This window comes from Enterococcus sp. CSURQ0835, assembly GCF_902706605.1.
In the GTDB taxonomy this organism is placed as follows: domain Bacteria; phylum Bacillota; class Bacilli; order Lactobacillales; family Enterococcaceae; genus Enterococcus_A.
The window spans coordinates 106,675-125,839 of sequence record NZ_CACSLH010000002.1; the positions used below are offsets into that span (position 1 = coordinate 106,675).

Here is a 19,165-nt window from a genome sequence, read left to right on the forward strand (position 1 = left end):
AAGTTACCGATCAGGGAGTGGGACATCAGTTACAGTCTGCTCTCTTTTTTGTGTAATTGCATGACAACATCAGCTTCTGTCAGTTGCAAACTCTGATTTGTAAGTCAAAGTTATGGAAAGTTTTTGATTGTAGTGTTGTGGAGGAAGATCATGAAAAAAGTTGCGCCATTTTTTGTTGCGTTAGGGGCGATCAGTTATGGGTTGCCAGCGAGTTTATTTAAATTAGCTAAGGCCGATGGGTTATCCGATAGCACGATTTTATGTTTTGTTTTTTTCTTTGCTTGTTTATTTTTGAATTTAGCTGCAGCATGTCTACCGAAAACAAAACGCCAAGTCATTGATCATAAGCGCCGCAATCTGGTGATTTTATCGGGTTCTTCAATGGCACTCACCAATACGTTTTATTTATTGTCGTTGTCGCATGTTCCAGTCGCACTGGCGGCGGTCATGTTGATCCAATCAATGTGGTTATCGATCGCACTTGATTGTCTGATTAAGCAGCATTGGCCGACTCTTTTACAAGTTGGCGTGATTTTATTGATTATTTTTGGAACGGTGTTGGCAACGGGCGTATTGAACTTGCACCAAAAAATTTCTCTTTGGGGATTATTTCTAGCCTTTTTATCAGCTTTTGCCTACGCGCTGACGTTACAATTCACCGGGAAATTAGGCCAAGAACTTCATCCTCTCAACAAAGCGCGACTGATGAGCATCGGTGCTTTTTTAGTCATCGCAGTGATTTGGGGCCCGCAACTATTTCAAGGGGCTTCGCTAGTGAAAGGATTGGCTTGGGGAAGTTTTACCTCGTTGTTTGCGATGGTTTTGCCACTGACTTGTTACTCCTATTTTATGCCGAAAGTGAAAGCTTCTACCGGTGCGATCATCTCATCATTAGAGCTACCAGCTTCGATCATTTTTGCGTTTTTTATTTTAAGTGAAAAGATTAGTGGTTGGCAATTGATGGGAGTTGTGATCATCATTATCGCCGTGGTATTATCGGCTCGTGAGCAAGACAGTTGCGCCGTGTCAACAAATAGTGTTCAATCAAAGAAAAGCTAAGGATGAGGAGCGCGGATATGTTAGGTTTATTTACTAAGATCAACAGTATTTCCACTAATGAATTGCAAGAAAAAGTTGCCGACAGCATCGAATTGATCGATGTGCGTTATCCTGCAGAATACCGAGCTGGGCACATCGAAAAAGCCAAAAATATCCCTTTTGAAAAAATCGCGACTTATATGGGAGATAAGACCAAAACGATCTACCTCGTATGTACAGCCGGTGTTCGCAGTAAACAGGCAGCTAAGATCTTAAAGAAAAAAGGTTACCACGTGGTCAATGTGTCAGGCGGGATGCGTGCTTGGCAGGGGAAAATCGTACGGGAAGAGGAAAAATAATGTTTGAAACACTTACTTCAAAAAATTTTTTAACGAAATGGCAACAAGGTTCGCTTCATGTTTTAGATGTCAGAAGACCCGCTGAGTATAAGGAAGGACATATCCCGCAAGCTCAAAATTTACCGTTAGAAGACTTGCCTCAGTTGTTTACGCAGTTGGCTAAAGAGGAGCACTACTATCTGATCTGCCGGTCGGGTCGACGTTCGGAGCAAGCAGCGCAATTTTTAAGCGAACGAGGGTACCATGTGACAAACGTTGCCGGCGGGATGAATGCTTGGACTGGCAAGCAAACTAGTTAAACGCGCATAAGACTTGAAAAACGGTGTCTGATCCAGACATCGCTCTTTTTTGTAAACAGACTAGCCGATGATCCAAGCCTGCTTTTTCTCAGTTGTTTTGTGTCAGAAATTTCGCTAAAATCGAAGGGTAACTAAAGGAGGGATTCCTTGCATAAAACGACGATCAAAAATCAATGGATCGGGTTATTTTTTTTGCTGCTTTCGGTGAGCTATCTTTTACTTTTTTTTGATTGGTCGACGAGACAGTTTGTTTTCATTGCCGGCGATGATTTTTCATTTCACATGAGTCGAGTCTTCAACATGGCAAATGATATCAAACAAACAGGTTGGCCTAGTTACCTTTCTGAGTTTGGGATCAGCCGCGTGATGTACGGGCTGAACTTTTTTTATCCGAGTTTGACGACGATCGTACCGTTAGCTTATGGCACTGTGGGGTTAGGCTCTGCGATTAAGGCATATTATTTTTATTTTGTCGGATTGAACTTAGTGACTTTGTGGCTGGCTTACAAAAGTAGTTTCTATTTGTTCCAGCCGTTTAAAATTTCAGACCGCGCCTTGCAGCAAGCCGCGATCTTATTTGCTGTTTGCTATAGCCTGTCAGCGTATCGGTTAGTGGACTTGACCACTCGCTTTGCATTAGGTGAAGCGGTCGCGTTGAGTTTTTTGCCGCTCGTTTTGGCTGGCTTTGTCAGTATTTATTTTCGTGATGGTAAAAAGTGGTATTGGTTAGCAGCCGGCTTGAGTTTAATCTGCTACACCCATCTTTTATCCGTTTTTTTAACGGGTGTGTTACTGAGCTTGAGCTGTTTGATCTATTTTAGACAACTCAATTGGCGGCGGATCCGGCAGTTGTTGGCTGCAGGTGGACTGACTTTATTGTTAGCTGCTGGAAGTCTCGTCCCATTAGTGGAACAATTGCAATATATCAAAATTGCTTCCGTCCATCCTTATCAGTTGAGCGAACAAGCACAACCACTGTTTAAAATTTTGGCTGCAGCGTTTGAAAATCACTTGAATCAACAGACGATCGGTTTGTGGGTCATCGTCGTGTTAGTTGGCGGCGTATTTTATTTTCGTCGTTCCACGATTTCTCGGTTAGGGCGGCAGAGTTTTTATTGGTCGCTCGGTTTGCTGTTTAGTTTGACCACGTTTTTTCCATGGCAGTGGCTCCAAGCTACCCCGCTAAAAAATATTCAATTTCCATTTCGTTTGACCGCTTTTTTAGTTTTGTTTAGCTGTGTTTTGGCAGTTGACTTACTCAAAACGAAATTAAATTTTGTTTTAGTATTAGGTATCACATTCGCACTGTTAAGTATCAATGTGATTTCAAATGCGCAAGCGACCCAACAAAAAGAACAGACGGGCGATTATCGTCACGATTATTTGTTGATCTCGGATCACGGGATTAAGAAGAGCCGGCGCTTCCAACTGTATAATAATACCGATTACTTTCCCAAAGCGGCGCTGGAATTTCGTGGAGAAAATGGGAATTCACTCTACAGTAAGACGTTGTTTTTGAACGGAAAAGCGCAGCCGTTGCCGTATCGATTTGTCGGGGGACAAACTCGTTTTACACTTAAAGCACCTAGAGCTTCAAATCAAGTCGACTTGCCATTACTAGCTTATAAAGGCGTGCAAGTGACCGTCAATCAAAAGCGCGTAGCTAGTAGCGTTTCTAAGCGCGGAACGATCAAACTAACTTCAGCAAAAGGTGTACAGCAGATCACAGTTTTTTATCGATCGACAAAAGCTGTGATCGTAGCTTGGCTGATCAGCGGGATTACACTGATCGGATTTGTTTTTAGAAAAACGACGAAAAAAAGGTAGCCAGCTGAAAAAAGCTGACTACCTTTTTTTAATTACTCAGATCTGCACCATTTGTTGCAATGACTTTTTTATACCAATCAAATGATTTCTTTTTGCTACGTTTCAATGTCCCATGTCCCTCATTATCACGATCGACATAAATAAAGCCGTAACGTTTCTTCATTTCGCCACTGCTAGCTGAAACGAGATCAATGCAACCCCAAGACGTGTAACCGAGCAGCTCCACACCATCTTCATTGACTGCAGCGCGCATCGCTTCGATATGCTGCGCCAAATAATCAATGCGATAATCATCCGCGACATAACCAGTTTCATCGGGTGTATCGACAGCACCTAGTCCATTTTCAACGACAAAAAGTGGTTTTTGATAGCGATCATATAAATCATTTAGCGTGATTCGAAGCCCCAATGGATCGATTTGCCAACCCCATTCACTTTCTTTTAAGTACGGGTTTTTCACCGAAGCAAAGATGTTTCCTTCTGCTTGTTCAGCAAGTGCTGGGTCGGCGCTTGCCACGCGCGAAGAGTAATACGAAAATGAAATAAAATCAACGGTATGTGTTTGTAAAAGTTCTTCATCACCTGGGAGCATCTTGATTTCGATTCCTTTACGGGCAAGTTCTTTTTTTGCGTAATTAGGATAAGCTCCCCGTGCTTGGACATCAATGAACAAATAATTTTCACGATCTAATTGCCGTGAGCGCCAAACATCTTCTGGTTTACATGAATAAGGATAATATGCTCCGGCAGCTAACATACAACCGACTTGATTTTCAGGATCGACTTCGTGAGCGATCTTTGTAGCGATCGCCGAAGCAACTAGTTCGTGATGCGCGGCTTGATAAAGGATCTGCTCAGGTTTTTCAGCATCCCCGAGGTACAAACCGGCGCCCATAAACGGTGCGTGCAAGATCATGTTGATCTCATTGAAGGTCAGCCAATATTTAACTAAGCCTTTATAGCGGTGAAAAATGACATGACATAAATTTTCATAAAAGCCTACCAATTCTCGACTGCGCCAAGCCCCATATTTTTCTACTAAGTGCATCGGACAATCAAAATGAGTGATCGTAACTAACGGTTCGATGTCGTATTTCTGACATTCTTTAAAGACATCTTCATAAAATTTTAAACCTGCTTCATTTGGTTCTTGTTCATCACCTTGAGGAAAGATTCGGCTCCAAGCAATCGATAAACGATATGTTTTAAAGCCCATCTCCGCAAATAAAGCAATGTCTTCTTTGTAATGATGGTACATATCGATCGCTTCTTTGGCCGGGTAAAAATGTTCATCGTCAAACGTGAACATTTTCTTTTTCCCAGTGATCACGGCTAAGCGATCTGGCCCAGTCGGAGCAAGATCGACATTGGCTAATCCACGTCCTGCTTGATCAAAACCGCCTTCACATTGATTGGCTGCTGTTGCGCCGCCCCATAAAAAATCTTTCCGAAATCCCATTTAACTTACCTACCTTTTTTGTTTTTGTATTTGTAGACTACGCAAAAATCGATGGTTTGATTTTTGCGTAGAGGTGTTTATTTAGGCCATGGCGGTCAGTAGTTCGTCACCTCCGACCACATTTGGTTGAGTGGAAGGCGTGATTGTTTGATAATCGGCTGAGTTAGTGACGATCACGGGTGTTTCAATCAAGTAGCCAGCTTGCTCGATCGCGTCTTTGTCAAATGTGACTAAGGTGTCGCCACGTTTGATCGAATCGCCTTGTTTAACGTGAGCGGTAAAGTATTTACCATCTAATTGCACGGTATCTAAACCGATGTGGATCAATAGTTCCAAGCCTTGATCTGAAACAAGACCGATCGCGTGTTTTGTAGGAAACATCAACATGACGGTACCATCAAAAGGAGCAACGACTTCACCTTTTGTTGGATGGATCAAGACGCCTTTACCTAAAACACCTTGTGCAAAAGCTTCATCATGTGCGGTATCAAGTGGCATGATTTGTCCTTCGATTGGAGCAGTCACGATCTCTTGTTGAATTTCCATTGCTGGTATGTCAGCCGGCAGTTCTTCGGCTTCTGTATCTTTCCAAAAGAAGAAGGTCAGGCCAAAACCGATTGCAGCGGCGATCACAATCGCGATGGCAGCGTAAAACATTCCAGACAAGCTACCAGTCCGATTATCAATAAAAGTCGGTAAGGCAAAGATCCCGATTGGTCCGACTGTATTTTGAACCGCGCCCATCCCGGTCAAGAAAGCACCACTGATGGCTCCTCCGATCATAGAATAAATAAATGGTTTTTTCTTCGGCAGAGACAAGCCGTAGATCGCAGGTTCGGTCACACCGAAGATTCCAGAGATGACTGCAGGGATCACAAGGTTTTTTAATTTTTTGTCTTTTAATTTGAAATACATCGCAGCAACGACCGCCGTCTGCGCAAAACTAGCGCCAAAGATCCCAACTAGAGCAGTGGCGTAACCCATTTGTCCAACTTGGATCATAGCAATCGGGATCACACTCCAATGTAGGCCAAAGATGACCAAGACTTGCCATAAAGCTCCCAGTAAAAGACCAAACAAAATCGGTGAGAAAGCCATCAAAGCATCAAAGCCGCTACCAAGTAAGCCAGTTAAAGTGCTGATGACCGGCCCGATGATCAAAAAGCCTAGCGGTAATGAAACGAGTAAAACGAAAAAAGGAACGAAGAAACTTTGCAAAACTTCTGGTAAGATCCGTCGGGCAACTTTTTGAACTTTACTTGCGACCCAAACGATCAAGATCGCAGGCACGACTGAACTAGTATAGTTGTTAGCCACAAATGGAATCCCTAAAAAAGTTTTAAAGATCGGACTTTCAAAAACAGTACCATTGAAAAGGGTATACATTGCTTGACCTGCGTCTTGTAAAGCTTGGAGCTGGATCGCCGGATAACACATCGCAGCTCCGATCGCTAAGCCCACGTATTGATTGACGTTAAACTTTTTAGCAGCTGCGACCGCTACGGCAACGGGCATGAAGAAGAACAACGAATCCCCGATGGCATTTAAGATCAAATACGTGCCGCTTTTATCAGATAGCCAACCTAAAGCTAATAAGAGCGAAACGAGTCCTTTCAACATCCCACAAGCGGCTAAAGCCCCGAGAAACGGTTGGAAGACTGAACTGATGACATCGATCAATCGGTTAAAGATATTTTGTTTTTCTTGAGGCTCGTCAGTATTTTCATTGTGAATGCCACCCGTTAACGCCAGCACATCTTGATACACTTCTGGTACGTGATTCCCGATCACGACTTGATACTGACCGGCGCTTTTCATCACGGTCACCACACCGTCCATCTTTTTTAAGACTTCATCGTGAGCTTGGCTTTCATCTTTTAATTTAAACCGTAAACGAGTGACGCAATGGGTGAGGCTCGTGATATTTTCTTTGCCACCGACTTGTTTGACGATCTCAGCTGCTAAAGCTTGGTATTTCCTCATGGATTTTCCTCCTAAGTTTTGGTTTTTTGAATGAGACGGGCAATGTGGATCGTTAAATATAATTTTTCATCATTTGTCATCGCGTATTGATATTTCTGTTGAATGAACTGTTGAATTTTTTCGACACAGGCAAATGCGTTAGGATATTTTTTACGAATAATCAATAAGAGCTCGGTATCGGTCTCGTCTGATAACTGGGTGCCGGTGATGATTCGCTCGGCAAAAAAACGCAAGTGAGTGGTGAAACGGTAAAAATAAACTGAGTCTTCATCAAATGATACTTTGAAAAAATAGCGGGTGATCTGTAAGATTTTTTGCATCAGTTCTGTCAGCCCTTGTGCATTGGGATGTGCGACTTCGGATTGAGCATTGACTAAATGTAACGCGATGAAACCTGCTTCATCTTCAGCCAGCTCTACCTCAAATGTTGCTTGGATCTTGGCGAGAGCACTTTTTCCTAATGCAAATTCTTTGGGAAAAAGACGCTTGATATCCCATAACAAGACATTGCGAACCGTGATCGCTTCTTTAGTTCGCTTAATCGCAGCATACAAATGATCCGTCAATGACAAGTAGATCGAATCATTTAAGGGTGTTTCTAGCGTTACCTTGGCTTCTTCGATGATCGTGGTTGCCAATTCTAGATACTCTAGCGGGACATCCCCTAATAATTCTTGAAATTTTTGCGTCATATCACGATCACTCAATAAATATTTCTTCTCGACCTCACTATCGGCTAAAGTATCACCGACCTTTTTTTTAAATGCTAAACCTCTGCCAGTTGCAACAATCTCGTTATTTTTATCATCGAGTGCGATTACGACGTTGTTGTTTAAAATTTTTTGGATCACCATCTTAAGTCAGCCTTCTTTCTTTTTCACCCGGGAAAAAATCATCTGTGTCTGTCGCTTGCTTCGTTACTTAAGATGATAGATTTTGTTGTAACCGCTGTCAATCGCATAGCTATTCACTCATCGCGTCCCTCCTTTTAGGCAATAAAAAAACCCAATGAAAGACACGCCAAATAATGCTCTGGTCGTAGTCTATCATCAGGTTTAGCTTGCCATTACGCAATAACTATCCATCAAGATAGTAGTTGATTTGAATTCAGTTTAACAAATGTTGTAACCGCTGTCAATGAAAAACAATTACAATGTGAGGCAGCAGAAAAACTTTCTAGGTCGTGAGCAAAGTTTTTGCAAACGCTGACAAGTGGTGCTATCCTACAGACGTTGGCAGATGATGAGAAAGGCAACTTCCGAATGGGAGTCTGCCTTTTTTTATTGTCTAATGTGCTTGAAGCAGTGAAAAGGTTTTATGCCAATGCTCAGAGGCTCACCGGTATTGTTTGAGAGCATTCTGAATTATGGATGCTTCTTCGATAGACTGAATCAGCTCGTCAACCGCGACTGTTTAAATTCTATTCAAAAAATTTTCTGTGCGTTTCTTCTAAGCGAGGTGTATGTTATGCTATGAAGGCAAAATCGTAGAAGAAGGGGTAACCGATGCAAGAATTGACCCAATTATTAAAAGATAAATTTGGCTATGAAACGTTTCGACCGGGACAACAAGCGCTGATCGAAAAAGTTTTGGCGCAGGAAAGTGCGCTAGGGATCATGCCGACTGGTGGCGGAAAATCGATTTGTTATCAATTGCCAGCTTTAGTCATCGACGGATTGACGCTGGTCGTTTCACCGCTCATCTCATTGATGAAAGACCAAGTGGATGCGTTAAATGAGATGGGGATCGCCGCGACGTTTATCAATAGTAGTTTGACTGGCAACCAGATCAATGAACGGTTGCAACAAGCTGCCCGCGGAGAATTTAAGTTAGTTTACGTTGCACCAGAACGGTTTGAAACATATGGCTTCCAACAATTATTGAAGCAAATCCCAGTTGGGTTGATCGCAGTTGATGAAGCCCACTGTATCTCACAATGGGGTCACGACTTTCGCCCCAGCTATTTGAAATTAGCAGAAGTGATCACTCATTTGCCCCAACAGCCAGCGGTGATCGCCTTGACGGCTACGGCTACGCCCCAAGTGGCAGAAGATATTTTACATTGTTTGCAGATTCCTGCTCAAAATCAGATCAAGACAGGGTTTGAACGGAAAAATTTAGCGTTTCAAGTGGTAAAAGAACCTAAAGATACATATTTGCTCGAATATTTGCGCGTCAATCGCGGACAGTCGGGCATCATCTATGCCAGTACGCGTAAAGAAGTGGAACGGTTATTTGCTTTATTACAAAGTAAGCAGATCAAAGTCGGAAAATATCACGGTGGGATGAATGAACAAGCACGTTCTGAAAGTCAGGAAGCTTTTTTATTCGATCAAATCGAAGTGATGGTCGCGACCAATGCGTTTGGTATGGGGATCAATAAAAGTAATGTTCGCTTTGTGATCCATGCTCAAATTCCAGGGAATATTGAATCGTACTACCAAGAAGCTGGGCGAGCTGGGCGTGATGGGTTGGACAGTGATGCGATCTTATTGTTTGCACCTCACGATTTGCAGATCCAACAATTTTTTATTGATCAATCTGAGTTAGATGGTGCTTACAAGCAAAAAGAATATTTAAAATTACGTGAGATGAGTCAATACGGTCATACACAAATGTGCTTGCAACGTTATATTTTACGTTATTTTGGAGAAGATTGTCCCGATTGTGGTAAATGCAGCAACTGTTTAGATGAACGGGAAGTCCAAGATATCACGTTGGATGCGCAAAAAGTTTTGTCTTGTGTTAAACGGATGGGCGAACGCTTCGGTAAATCGTTGATCACAAAAGTTTTGACCGGCTCAAAAGATAAAAAAGTGACTCAATGGCAGTTTGAAACGTTATCCACGTATGGGTTATTACAAAGTTGGACGCAAAGCGATGTCACGCAGCTGATTGATTTTTTGACGGCGGAAGGGTATTTGAATCCCGAAGAAGGACAGTACCCGATTTTGAAAATTTCTAATTTAGGGATCGAAGTGTTGAAAAGTCAACGCAAAGTCATGCGGAAACAAGCGGCAGTCAAAACATTAGTCGTGGACGATGCCTTGTTTGAACGCTTACGTCGGTTGCGTAGTCAGCTTGCCCAAGAACAAAATTTGCCGCCGTATTTGATTTTTTCGGATCAAACGTTACATGAGTTAGCTGAAAAACAGCCTCAGACGACGTTAGAGTTTTTACAGATCAAAGGGGTCGGTGAAAATAAATTAAAAAAATATGGCGAACTTTTTTTAGCCGAATTGAAAGAAGCGTAATCGGATCTAGGTGAGCTGATCAAATTGGTCGACTAGATCCGATTTTGTCGTAGTCAAAGAAGGGTGTTCGCTAGTAAATCTAGCTTTGACTGAACGAACAATCAACGAATGATTAGCCTTGCCATTATTTGGCGGGGCTTTCTTTATTTAAAAGTCTTAAAAAATGAGTTGCTTTTTGGAATATGCTATAATGAAAAAACAATGACGAAAGCATAAGGAGATTGTAATTATGGCATTTTTGACCCTTTTAGACTTAAAACGAAAAGGAAAAAAATTAAAGAAACGTTACCAGATCGATGTGCTGAGTGCAACGGAACATCGCGCACGGCTGCAATCTCCACTCTGGGAAAAAAATGAAGCACTGCTCACTGATTTGAAACGTTACTTAGAAAAAATACCGGAAGTCAGTGCGGTTCGAGTGACACCGTTGATCGGGACGGTGACGGTCTATTATCAGATCCCCGCTGATTTTCCTAAAAGTCGGGTCCAAGAAATCGAGCAAAAATTAATTGCGATCCATGAAAGAAATGGAGTGAACGGCCTTGAATAATCTTAGTAGTATCGTAGGTTTCGGTTTGCTTTCTTTTGGTATGAAAAAATATCAGAAGATCTTGCGAACCCAAAATATTGAAGTGAAGTATGCGAACAGTTATCGGTTGCGGCTGCAAAGTACGCGTTGGAAAAATCCAACGATTCATGCGTATTTGGTCCAGCAACTTCAAACGAGACCGACGATCAAAAAGGTGGAAGGTTCACCACAGTTGGGCACGCTGTTGTTTGTTTTTACGCAAGAAAGTTTTACGCAAGCCGAGTTCCAAGCTTTTTTAACGGAATTAGTAGCGCTCACTGATCTAGCGTATCAAAAAGCGCCTGTCACTGTCTTGAATCGATTGTATGATGGGAAAACGAAAGCTAATGATTTATTGAAGCGAGGAACGTTGGGTCTAGTGGATGTCGATACCGCGTTATTTGGCTATACGACTTTTCAAGCAATCAAAATGTTTAACTCTGCACCTCACACGGCTTTAGGCTTTTTATGGTGGAGTTATTCGATTTTAGAACGAGCAAATAAAAAGAGGTGACGGAGTGAAGCTTTGCCACCAACTACCTGGCCGAATCCGCGTCCGACTGAGTGAGGCAGAGATCGGTTCGCGTTCTGCCGGACAGTTGGAAAGTTTGGTTCGCACCTTGCCTAGTATTTACAGCGCGACTTTTACACCTAAAACTAAAACACTATTGATCTATCATAAAACCACTGATCGAATGGTACTGACGGAACTGCAGTCACTTTTTAAGGTTCGAAAATCTACCGGGGTGCAAGCGTTGAGCAATCTGACTGCCGCTTTAGTTTATGAACGAGCATTACGCTTCAAGTTGTCACCAGCTAATCAAGGGATTTTTTTAATCGGTAGCTTTTTGGAGTTGTGGCGTTTGAATCCAGACGTTTTTAAAGCTGGAACGCGTCAATTATTAAAACGTCGACCGACTGCTGACAGTTTGACGATGATCAGTGTTTTAGCTGCTTATGCGACGCGCCAACCGTTGACGGCGACGACGATCATAATCATGAGTGGGATCGCTGATTACATCGGTCAGTTGACAGATGAGAAAAGCCGTCAATTTTTACAGCAGTCACTCCAACAAAAAGATCTGTTAGTCCATCAAGTCAATGAAGGAAAGATCGAGTCAGTCCCGCTGAAAAAAATCAAAGTTGGGGATACACTTCATGTTTATACGGGGGAAAAGATTTTAGTCGATGGGATCGTGACGAGCGGCAGTGCCGAAGTGGATGAAGCAGGGATTACTGGTGAATTTCAAACGGCCAAAAAAATGCAAGGAGATCCAGTCTATGCATCGACGGTCGTCGCCCGTGGTCAATTGGAACTTACCGCGACGAAGTTAGGATCAGAAACCGAAGAAGCTGCGATTTATCAACTGCTCCAAGAAGCAGAGGATAATAAAAGTGAGTTGCAAAAAGTCGCTGATCGCTTGGCACAAAAAATGGTGCTCTTATCTTTTGGTGCGGCCTTATTGACCTATGGCTTAAAGCGCAATTTGGTACAAGCGATCGGAGTGTTAGTCGTTGATTTTGTTTGCGGCATAAAATTATCGAGTGAAGTGGCGATCTTAACGACGATGAATCGTTTTACAGAACGCGGTGTGGTGATCAAAGGTGGCCGAGCAATCGAAAATGCAGCGAAGGTCAAAGAAGTCGTGTTTGATAAAACCGGGACTTTAACGACCGGACAACCCGAGATCCAAACTATTTATCCAGCAAAAGGGGTAACGAAACAAGAACTCTTGACTGCTGCAGCTTATGCTGAACAACATGCCAACCATCCGCTGAGTCGTGTGATCTTAGCGGCGGCTGAAGAGTTGGCCGTACCTAAGTTAGCTTTGACAGATGAAGAAAATCGAATCGGTTACGGTATCGTGGCACAAAATTATCACGGTCAGACTGTTTATGTCGGTTCAGATAAGTTGATGGCCCAACAAGAAATCGACTTCTCACAACTTGATTTGCCTGCCCAAGCCGAAAATCGTATTTATGTCGCGTTAGCTGAAAAACCTCTAGGTGTGATCGTGATCGATGACGCGATTCGCGATCAGATGGTACCGACAATCACAGAATTAAAACGCAGTGGGATCACGGAACTGACGATGCTGACCGGCGATAAGACGACCGTGGCAAATGACGTCGCTCAAACAGTCGGGCTAACGAATGTTTACAGTCGTTTGCTGCCACAAGATAAAGTAAAATATGTCAAAAAAGCCCGGCAAAAACATCCTGTCATGATGATCGGAGATGGGCTGAATGATTCGGCGGCGTTGAAGTGGAGCGATGTCGGAGTGGCGATCGGTCATGAAGCAAGTGATGCGGCTAAATCAGCCGGGGATATTTTGATCCAAGCTGATCAGCCGGAGATCATTTCTGAGATCGTGGCCGCCGCCCAAAAAACGATGAAAGTCATCGAACAAAATTATCGGATCGTCTTTTTATTAAATAGTACGGCAATCGCATTGAGTGTCGCCGGCAAGATCAATCCGATCGTAGGTTCTGTGATCCACAACAGTACGACGATCGGGGTGATTCTAAGAAGCTTGTTGACGTTGAGCGGCGAAAGGAGGAAAAGCGATGGACGAACGAATCGCCGTTTTGCATGATATTCCTGGCCGCGTGCGAGTTTACTATTCGACATTAGATTTTTCAGAGCGGATCACATTGCGGATCAGGCGTAACTTAACCGAGCTGAATGGTGTCGAGCATACGCGGATCGAACCACGGATCGGTACGTTGACTGTGCGGTATGATCCATGTAAAATTCGGATTTGTGATTTGATCGAGGTCTTAGTCTCGTTTTCTTATTACCAAGATGCACCACAATTTTCCGAAAAGACTTCGCGTAATTGGCAATCATTTCAGCGGGCGCGCAATCGTTCGCTGGTTTCTGGGAGCTTACTGGTCAGTAATTATTTTTTAAAATTAGTTGGTCGGCCAAGCTCGATGTTAGATATTTTTTCCACGATTTATACAGGCTATACGGTTTTATCTCATGGGGATCGCCAAAAAGGCCGCATTCATCATCCCGATATTTTGACCGGATTGATTACCTCGGTGACGTTGGGGCCAAATAAAATGAATGAAGTCGCATTGACTTCTTGGCTGATGAATCTATTTGAGGTCTATCGCGATTACCAAGAGTTGAACAATTAAAAAGTAAAGGAGTGAAACGAAGATGATAAACTTTAACAAAGATTTCTTAGCGGGTTTTGTCAGCGGTACGATCGTCGGAGCAACCGGCTATCGTTTGTATGAAGAAAATGCTGGGGATTTGAAACGGTTAGTCAAAAATGATGTCAATCAACCGGCACAGCTCAATGCTGAACCGTCACTAGAAGAGTTGATCATGCAAAAAGAAAATTTAGAAGACATGATCGCAGAAAAAGAATTAGCGGATAAAGTTGCAAGTTCTGATGCAGCAAAATAAAGAGTGACCGGGGAGCTTTTTCCTCGGTTTTTTGTTAGACTTTAGCTAAACGTCAAAAGAAGAGGGATCTAGTTGTCATTAAAAGAAAAAATCATCGCAGAAAGCAAACGATTGGGAATCGACAAGATCGGATTTGCTTCAGCTGAGCCGTTTTCAGCATTAGAAGCATCTTTACGGGAACAAAAACGATTAGGACATACATCAGGCTTTGAACATCCAGTGATCGAAGAACGTTTAGATCCGGAAAAGACCTTTGAAGACCCGCAAACAATCATTGCTATCGCCTTAGCTTATCCGACTAAGCTGCACGCTGAACTACCAACAGACGAAAAGCGTGGTGCTTTTGCACGAGCTTCGTGGGGCGTGGACTATCATGATATTTTACGCGAACGTTTGAATCAGTTGATTGAATTTATCAAAGGGGAAGCCGAGTCAGAAGCTCAGCGCGCGCAGTGGCGCTTTAAGCCGGAAGTCGATACGGGAGAACTGATTGATGTGGCGGTGGCCCAACGAGCTGGTTTAGGCTTTATCGGTCGGAATGGTTTATTGATCACGGAAGAATTCGGTTCGTTTGTTTATTTGGGCGAAGTCGTCACGAATATCAAATTCGAAGTCGATGAACCAGTTCCGTTTGGATGTGGAGAATGTACTCGCTGTGTTAAGGCATGTCCGACGCAAGCACTGTTAGGAGATGGGCGGATGAATGCACAACGCTGTCTGTCTTATCAAACCCAAACAAAGGGCGAATTACCCGAAACCTATCGTAAAAAAATTCGGAATGTGATCTATGGGTGTGATATTTGCCAACTTGTTTGTCCATATAATAAAGGCAAAGACTTCCACTTTCATTCTGAAATGGAGCCGATAGCCGCTGAAGTCTATCCGCCGCTTAAACCACTGCTTGCTTTATCCAATCGAGCATTCAAACAGCAATTTGGACATCTAGCAGGTTCATGGCGCGGGAAAAAACCGTTGCAACGTAATGCGCTCGTTGCACTCGCGAATCTTGGTGACCAAAGCGCGATCCCGGAGATTTATCGCGTCGCCCAAGAAGATGTCCACCCCGTGATTCGTGCAACGGCAGTTTGGGCATTGGGGCAATTAGTCAAAACTGATTTTGAACTTTGGTTGGATCGCTTAACAGAACTGACTGCACGTGATCCAGAAGAAAGCGTGCAAGTTGAATTGCAAACAGCGATCAAAAAAATCCAAAAAAAAGCCACGCGGAAAAAATAAATTTTCGGCGTGGTTTATTTTTATTTGGATCGCTAGTGAAGCTAGCTGTTAATAGTCTTCAGCAGCCAAATCTAATTTGACGTTTCCTTTGATTGCTTTTGAGTAGGGGCAGATGTCTTCGGTTTCTTTTAAATACTTCATCGTTTCAGCTTGCGTCAAGCCTTCGATTTTACCGATCAATTTGACTTCTAAGTGAAGCGTCGTAAAGTCAGGTAAGTCGCCTAATAAGCTGACTTCTGCTCGTAGTGAGCGATCGCGTTTTCCTAAGCCGTCACGTTCTAATGGAAATGAAAGGGCGCCATTGAAACAAGCAGAGATTCCAGCAGCAAACAATTCTTCTGGATTCGTATAGCCTTCTTTTTTAGTCATCGTTGTTTTGACATCTAAGTAGCCCGTCACCGATTTACTTTCACCTTCACGCCCGCCAGTGTTGACAACTGTTGATAAAGACATTTTTTTTGACATCGAACCATTCCTTTCAACTTGATCTAGTTTCAATGTATCACGGAAGGTTGGTGGGTAAAAATGAAATGCTCATTTTTAGCGTTAAACTTTTTCTATGGGTCGGTTGATGGAAAATTTTTTCAAAAGTCATGAGTGCTTTGTTAGTGTAATCGGGAGAAGTCTAGGTATAATAAAACAATCAGAGGTGAGGAAAGTGAGCCAAACAATTAAATTTTTATTAGTCGAAGATGATCACACGCTGTCCGCATCGATCAAGGAAATCTTAAGTGAACTAGGAGAAGTGACGCAAGTCTATGATGGTGACTTGGGACTTTTCGAAGCTGAAAGCGATGTGTATAATCTCATTGTGTTAGATATCATGCTGCCAGGTAAAGATGGATTTGAAGTGCTGGCTGAATTGCGGAAAGGACACCATCAAGTACCCGTTTTGATTTTGACAGCTAAAGATAGTCTACCTAGTAAAGTCGAAGGATTCGAAAAAGGCGCGGATGATTATTTGACCAAGCCGTTTTATCGTGAAGAACTCTTGATGCGAGTCAAAGCGTTGTTAAAACGTTCGTTGGGTCTATTTGATGAGTCTGTGTTGCATTATGGTCAGTTGAGTTGTTACTTGACGACCAATGAAGTGCACTATGGTCAACAAGTATTACCGATCCAAGGAAAAGAATATGAATTATTGGTCTACTTGATCCAAAATAAAGGGACGATCTTAACGAAAGAACAAATTTTTGATCGGATTTGGGGCTTTGATTCCGAGACGACTTTGAGTGTGGTGGAAGTCTACATGAGTAACTTGCGGAAACATTTAAAAGTAGTCGGATTAGATAAAGCAATCAAAACGTTGCGGAATGTCGGCTATTTGTTACAGGAGCCAAGCGATGGAAAATGATTTAGCAAAAAAACAAGGGATTCGCTTTTTCGGAATGAATCTAATCGCATTTGCGCTGATTTTTTTAAGTCTCGGCTTCATCATGTTTCAAATCATCGATCGTTCCGCTTATCAGGAAACGGATCGGATGTTATTGACTACGAGCCAAGATCAACGGATCATCCAACGGGAATTGAATCGATTGTTAGGTGAAAAACAAGTCGCGCCACCGCCGGACCGAGCGATTAATCATTTCAATACTCAGATCATCTTGTGGTCCGCTGATGGAAAAATGTTAAACCCAACAGAAGATGTGCGACTGGCTGAGCTGAGTCAGCTCAAATTGAATCGTAAAAAATTAAATCAGATCAAACCGCTGACGTTAAATAGCAAAACGGATACGGAGCTGACCTTTCATAGTTTGACGACCAAGCTACCGGCAACATTGGATAGTCCGGCGACCGATCAAGTAGCCTACATTCAATTTTTAGCTAACACGAACCAAGTGACCCAAACGATGAAGACGTTTAAATTGGGCTTAGTCATCTGTATGGCTTTTTTCTGGTTGCTATCATTGGCTGTCAGCTATTATTTATCTCGTTTGACCTTGCGTCCATTGTTGACTGCTTGGCGCAAACAGCAAGAATTTGTCGAAAATGCGTCTCATGAGTTACGTACGCCATTAACGATCATTCAAAATCAATTGCAACGTCTGTTCACGAAACCGAATGCTACGATCTTAGATGAATCAGAAGCAATCGCGCAAGCTTTAAACGAAACGCGTCGGCTGACGACTTTGACTAGTGATTTATTGACGATCGCCCGCAGCGACTCCAACCAGTTGCTGTTAGAAAAGACACCCGTTGATATCACACAATTTTTGACTGAGACACTGCAGCCGTTCCAAGAATTAGCTGCAGCAGAAGAAAAAAAATTCACGTTGAACAATCAGGCAAGTGGTAAGATCACGGTTGATGAAAAACGCATCCACCAACTACTGGTGATTTTGTTAGACAATGCATTGAAGTATACGAAGGCGGGTGATAGCATCACGGTCACATCGCAAAAAATGAATCGTGATTGGGTCATCGCTGTTCAAAATACTGGTCCTTCGATTGAGCCAAAAGCGCAAAAGCAATTGTTTGAGCGTTTTTACCGGGAAGACCCTTCGCGAAACAAACAAACGGGCGGTTATGGATTAGGACTTGCGATCGCCGCTCAAATCGTAGCGGAACATCAAGGTAAGATCAAAGTCAGCGACAATCTTCCACAAGGTGTGGTCTTTACGGTTAAACTGCCAGTTAGCTAAAGTTTGACGTTCAAAAACTGATTTTTGATAAAAAACGAGCGACTGCTTTTAGTTATCCTTTTAAGAATTTTTTATTCTGCTATATAATAAGAAGATGAAAGTGAGTGAGGAAGATGGCAGAAGAAAAAAGAAGCGGATCGATGGCGATCTTAGCGGCTTTATTTGCGAATATTTTAGTCGCCATCAGTAAGTTCGTCGGCTACTTATTAAGTGGCAGTGCGGCGATGATGAATGAAAGTATCCACAGTGTCGTCGATTGCAGCAACCAGATCTTATTGATCTTTGGTGATAAACGCGCTAGTCGCGGGCAAAGTGAGCTACATCAATTTGGGGAAGGTCGCGCGAAATATTTTTTCAGTACGATCGTGGCCACGATGCTATTTTTTGGCGGGGGCGCGCTGGGTGTGATGGAAGCGGTCGAAAAATTATTCCATCCCAGCCATGACGTTGAGAACCCGCTGATCGTCTTATTGATTTTGATTTTTGGGATCATCGTTGAGGGGAGTTCACTGCGGGTAGCCTTTAAAGAAATCGCCGAGCTGAATACGGAAAAGCTTCCGCTAGGTAAATTTTTGAAAGAGAGCCGGCACAGTGAAATTTTGATCATCTTTACTGAATATAGTTGTGCGGTGATCGGACTAGTGCTCGCTTTGATCGGGACACTGTTGACGATGTGGACGAATAATCCTATGTTTGATGCGTTGAGTGGGTTGTTGATCGGATTACTCTTGATGTTTGCATCGATTTTCTTAGCCCGCGAGTTTTACAGCTTGATCATTGGCGAGAGTGTCTCGCAACAAGATCTGGAAAAAATCAAAGCGGCTTTCAAACGACCAGAAGTCAAAAAGTTGATCGATGTCAAAACGGTTCACTTGAGTCCGGAAGAAGTTATGATCGCGGCTAAAATTGATATTGCAGATCATTACGAAGGGGTCAGTTACGATGTAGTGAATGCAATCGAAAAAGTGATCCGGCACTCATTGCCCGATAAAAAAGCCTATATTTATATCGAGACGGATGAATTCGATCCTAACTATGATGCGCAACATTAGAAGTGTGCCCACCGGTGGCACGCTTCT

18 protein-coding genes are annotated in these 19,165 nt (G+C 42.9%); 14 read left to right on the plus strand and 4 right to left on the minus strand.

All coding sequences use genetic code 11. The annotated features are described in order from the left end of the window. The first annotated feature begins 150 nt into the window (after positions 1-150). The 4 genes from GVJ38_RS01855 (at position 151) to GVJ38_RS01870 (ending at position 3,523) form a co-directional block, all read left to right on the plus strand. Entirely contained in the window at positions 151-1,059 is a 909-nt protein-coding gene (locus tag GVJ38_RS01855) for a DMT family transporter (protein WP_159721469.1), read from the plus strand. 17 nt (positions 1,060-1,076) lie between these two features. Next, positions 1,077-1,397: a rhodanese-like domain-containing protein gene (locus GVJ38_RS01860; protein ID WP_159721470.1), complete on the plus strand. Its 321-nt coding sequence runs from the start codon at positions 1,077-1,079 to the stop codon at positions 1,395-1,397. Next, the gene (locus tag GVJ38_RS01865; RefSeq protein WP_159721471.1) at positions 1,397-1,696 is read left to right on the plus strand and encodes a rhodanese-like domain-containing protein; all 300 of its coding nucleotides are present in this window, start codon (positions 1,397-1,399) and stop codon (positions 1,694-1,696) included. Before GVJ38_RS01860 ends, GVJ38_RS01865 begins: the two co-directional genes overlap by 1 nt. 147 nt (positions 1,697-1,843) lie before the next feature. Next, entirely contained in the window at positions 1,844-3,523 is a 1,680-nt protein-coding gene (locus GVJ38_RS01870; RefSeq protein WP_159721472.1) for a hypothetical protein, read from the plus strand. Positions 3,524-3,551: 28 nt separating this feature from the next. Here the strand turns inward: GVJ38_RS01870 and GVJ38_RS01875 are convergent, their stop codons facing one another. The 3 genes from GVJ38_RS01875 to licT all read right to left on the minus strand — a co-directional run bounded on the left by GVJ38_RS01875 (position 3,552) and on the right by licT (position 7,819). Further along, a complete protein-coding gene (locus tag GVJ38_RS01875; protein ID WP_159721473.1) occupies positions 3,552-4,982 on the minus strand; it encodes a 6-phospho-beta-glucosidase in 1,431 nt (476 codons plus the stop codon). A gap of 81 nt (positions 4,983-5,063) precedes the next feature. Then, entirely contained in the window at positions 5,064-6,965 is a 1,902-nt protein-coding gene (locus GVJ38_RS01880) for a beta-glucoside-specific PTS transporter subunit IIABC (RefSeq protein WP_159721474.1), read from the minus strand. A gap of 11 nt (positions 6,966-6,976) precedes the next feature. Beyond that, the gene (licT, locus tag GVJ38_RS01885) at positions 6,977-7,819 is read right to left on the minus strand and encodes a BglG family transcription antiterminator LicT (protein WP_159721475.1); all 843 of its coding nucleotides are present in this window, start codon (positions 7,817-7,819) and stop codon (positions 6,977-6,979) included. A gap of 651 nt (positions 7,820-8,470) precedes the next feature. Here licT and recQ point away from each other — a divergent pair. The 7 genes from recQ to queG all read left to right on the plus strand — a co-directional run bounded on the left by recQ (position 8,471) and on the right by queG (position 15,444). Further along, the gene (gene recQ / locus GVJ38_RS01890) at positions 8,471-10,219 is read left to right on the plus strand and encodes a DNA helicase RecQ (protein ID WP_159721476.1); all 1,749 of its coding nucleotides are present in this window, start codon (positions 8,471-8,473) and stop codon (positions 10,217-10,219) included. Positions 10,220-10,448: 229 nt separating this feature from the next. Next, positions 10,449-10,769 carry an HMA2 domain-containing protein gene (locus GVJ38_RS01895; RefSeq protein ID WP_159721477.1) on the plus strand — a complete coding sequence of 107 codons (321 nt, stop codon included), beginning with the start codon at positions 10,449-10,451 and terminating at the stop codon, positions 10,767-10,769. Further along, complete coding sequence (locus tag GVJ38_RS01900) at positions 10,762-11,301, plus strand: HMA2 domain-containing protein (RefSeq protein ID WP_159721478.1); 540 nt, start codon at positions 10,762-10,764, stop codon at positions 11,299-11,301. The genes GVJ38_RS01895 and GVJ38_RS01900 overlap by 8 nt, the downstream gene beginning before the upstream one ends. A gap of 4 nt (positions 11,302-11,305) precedes the next feature. Continuing rightward, entirely contained in the window at positions 11,306-13,384 is a 2,079-nt protein-coding gene (locus GVJ38_RS01905) for a heavy metal translocating P-type ATPase (protein WP_159721479.1), read from the plus strand. Further along, positions 13,356-13,934 carry an HMA2 domain-containing protein gene (locus tag GVJ38_RS01910; protein WP_159721480.1) on the plus strand — a complete coding sequence of 193 codons (579 nt, stop codon included), beginning with the start codon at positions 13,356-13,358 and terminating at the stop codon, positions 13,932-13,934. Before GVJ38_RS01905 ends, GVJ38_RS01910 begins: the two co-directional genes overlap by 29 nt. Before the next feature lie 22 nt (positions 13,935-13,956). Then, positions 13,957-14,208 (plus strand): hypothetical protein, encoded by a 252-nt coding sequence (locus tag GVJ38_RS01915; protein ID WP_159721481.1) that lies wholly within the window; start codon positions 13,957-13,959, stop codon positions 14,206-14,208. 72 nt (positions 14,209-14,280) lie between these two features. After that, a complete protein-coding gene (gene queG, locus GVJ38_RS01920; protein ID WP_159721482.1) occupies positions 14,281-15,444 on the plus strand; it encodes a tRNA epoxyqueuosine(34) reductase QueG in 1,164 nt (387 codons plus the stop codon). 48 nt (positions 15,445-15,492) lie between these two features. On the opposite strand, the gene GVJ38_RS01925 is transcribed toward queG, so the two are convergent. Further along, entirely contained in the window at positions 15,493-15,909 is a 417-nt protein-coding gene (locus GVJ38_RS01925) for an Ohr family peroxiredoxin (protein WP_159721483.1), read from the minus strand. 193 nt (positions 15,910-16,102) lie between these two features. Here GVJ38_RS01925 and GVJ38_RS01930 point away from each other — a divergent pair, with 193 nt between their 5' ends. The 3 genes from GVJ38_RS01930 (at position 16,103) to GVJ38_RS01940 (ending at position 19,138) form a co-directional block, all read left to right on the plus strand. After that, the gene (locus tag GVJ38_RS01930; RefSeq protein WP_235032780.1) at positions 16,103-16,798 is read left to right on the plus strand and encodes a response regulator transcription factor; all 696 of its coding nucleotides are present in this window, start codon (positions 16,103-16,105) and stop codon (positions 16,796-16,798) included. After that, positions 16,788-18,086: a sensor histidine kinase gene (locus GVJ38_RS01935; protein WP_159721485.1), complete on the plus strand. Its 1,299-nt coding sequence runs from the start codon at positions 16,788-16,790 to the stop codon at positions 18,084-18,086. The genes GVJ38_RS01930 and GVJ38_RS01935 overlap by 11 nt, the downstream gene beginning before the upstream one ends. Positions 18,087-18,199: 113 nt before the next feature. Beyond that, positions 18,200-19,138, plus strand: a complete 939-nt coding sequence (locus GVJ38_RS01940) for a cation diffusion facilitator family transporter (protein WP_159721486.1) — start codon at positions 18,200-18,202, stop codon at positions 19,136-19,138. The last annotated feature ends 27 nt before the right edge of the window (positions 19,139-19,165 follow it).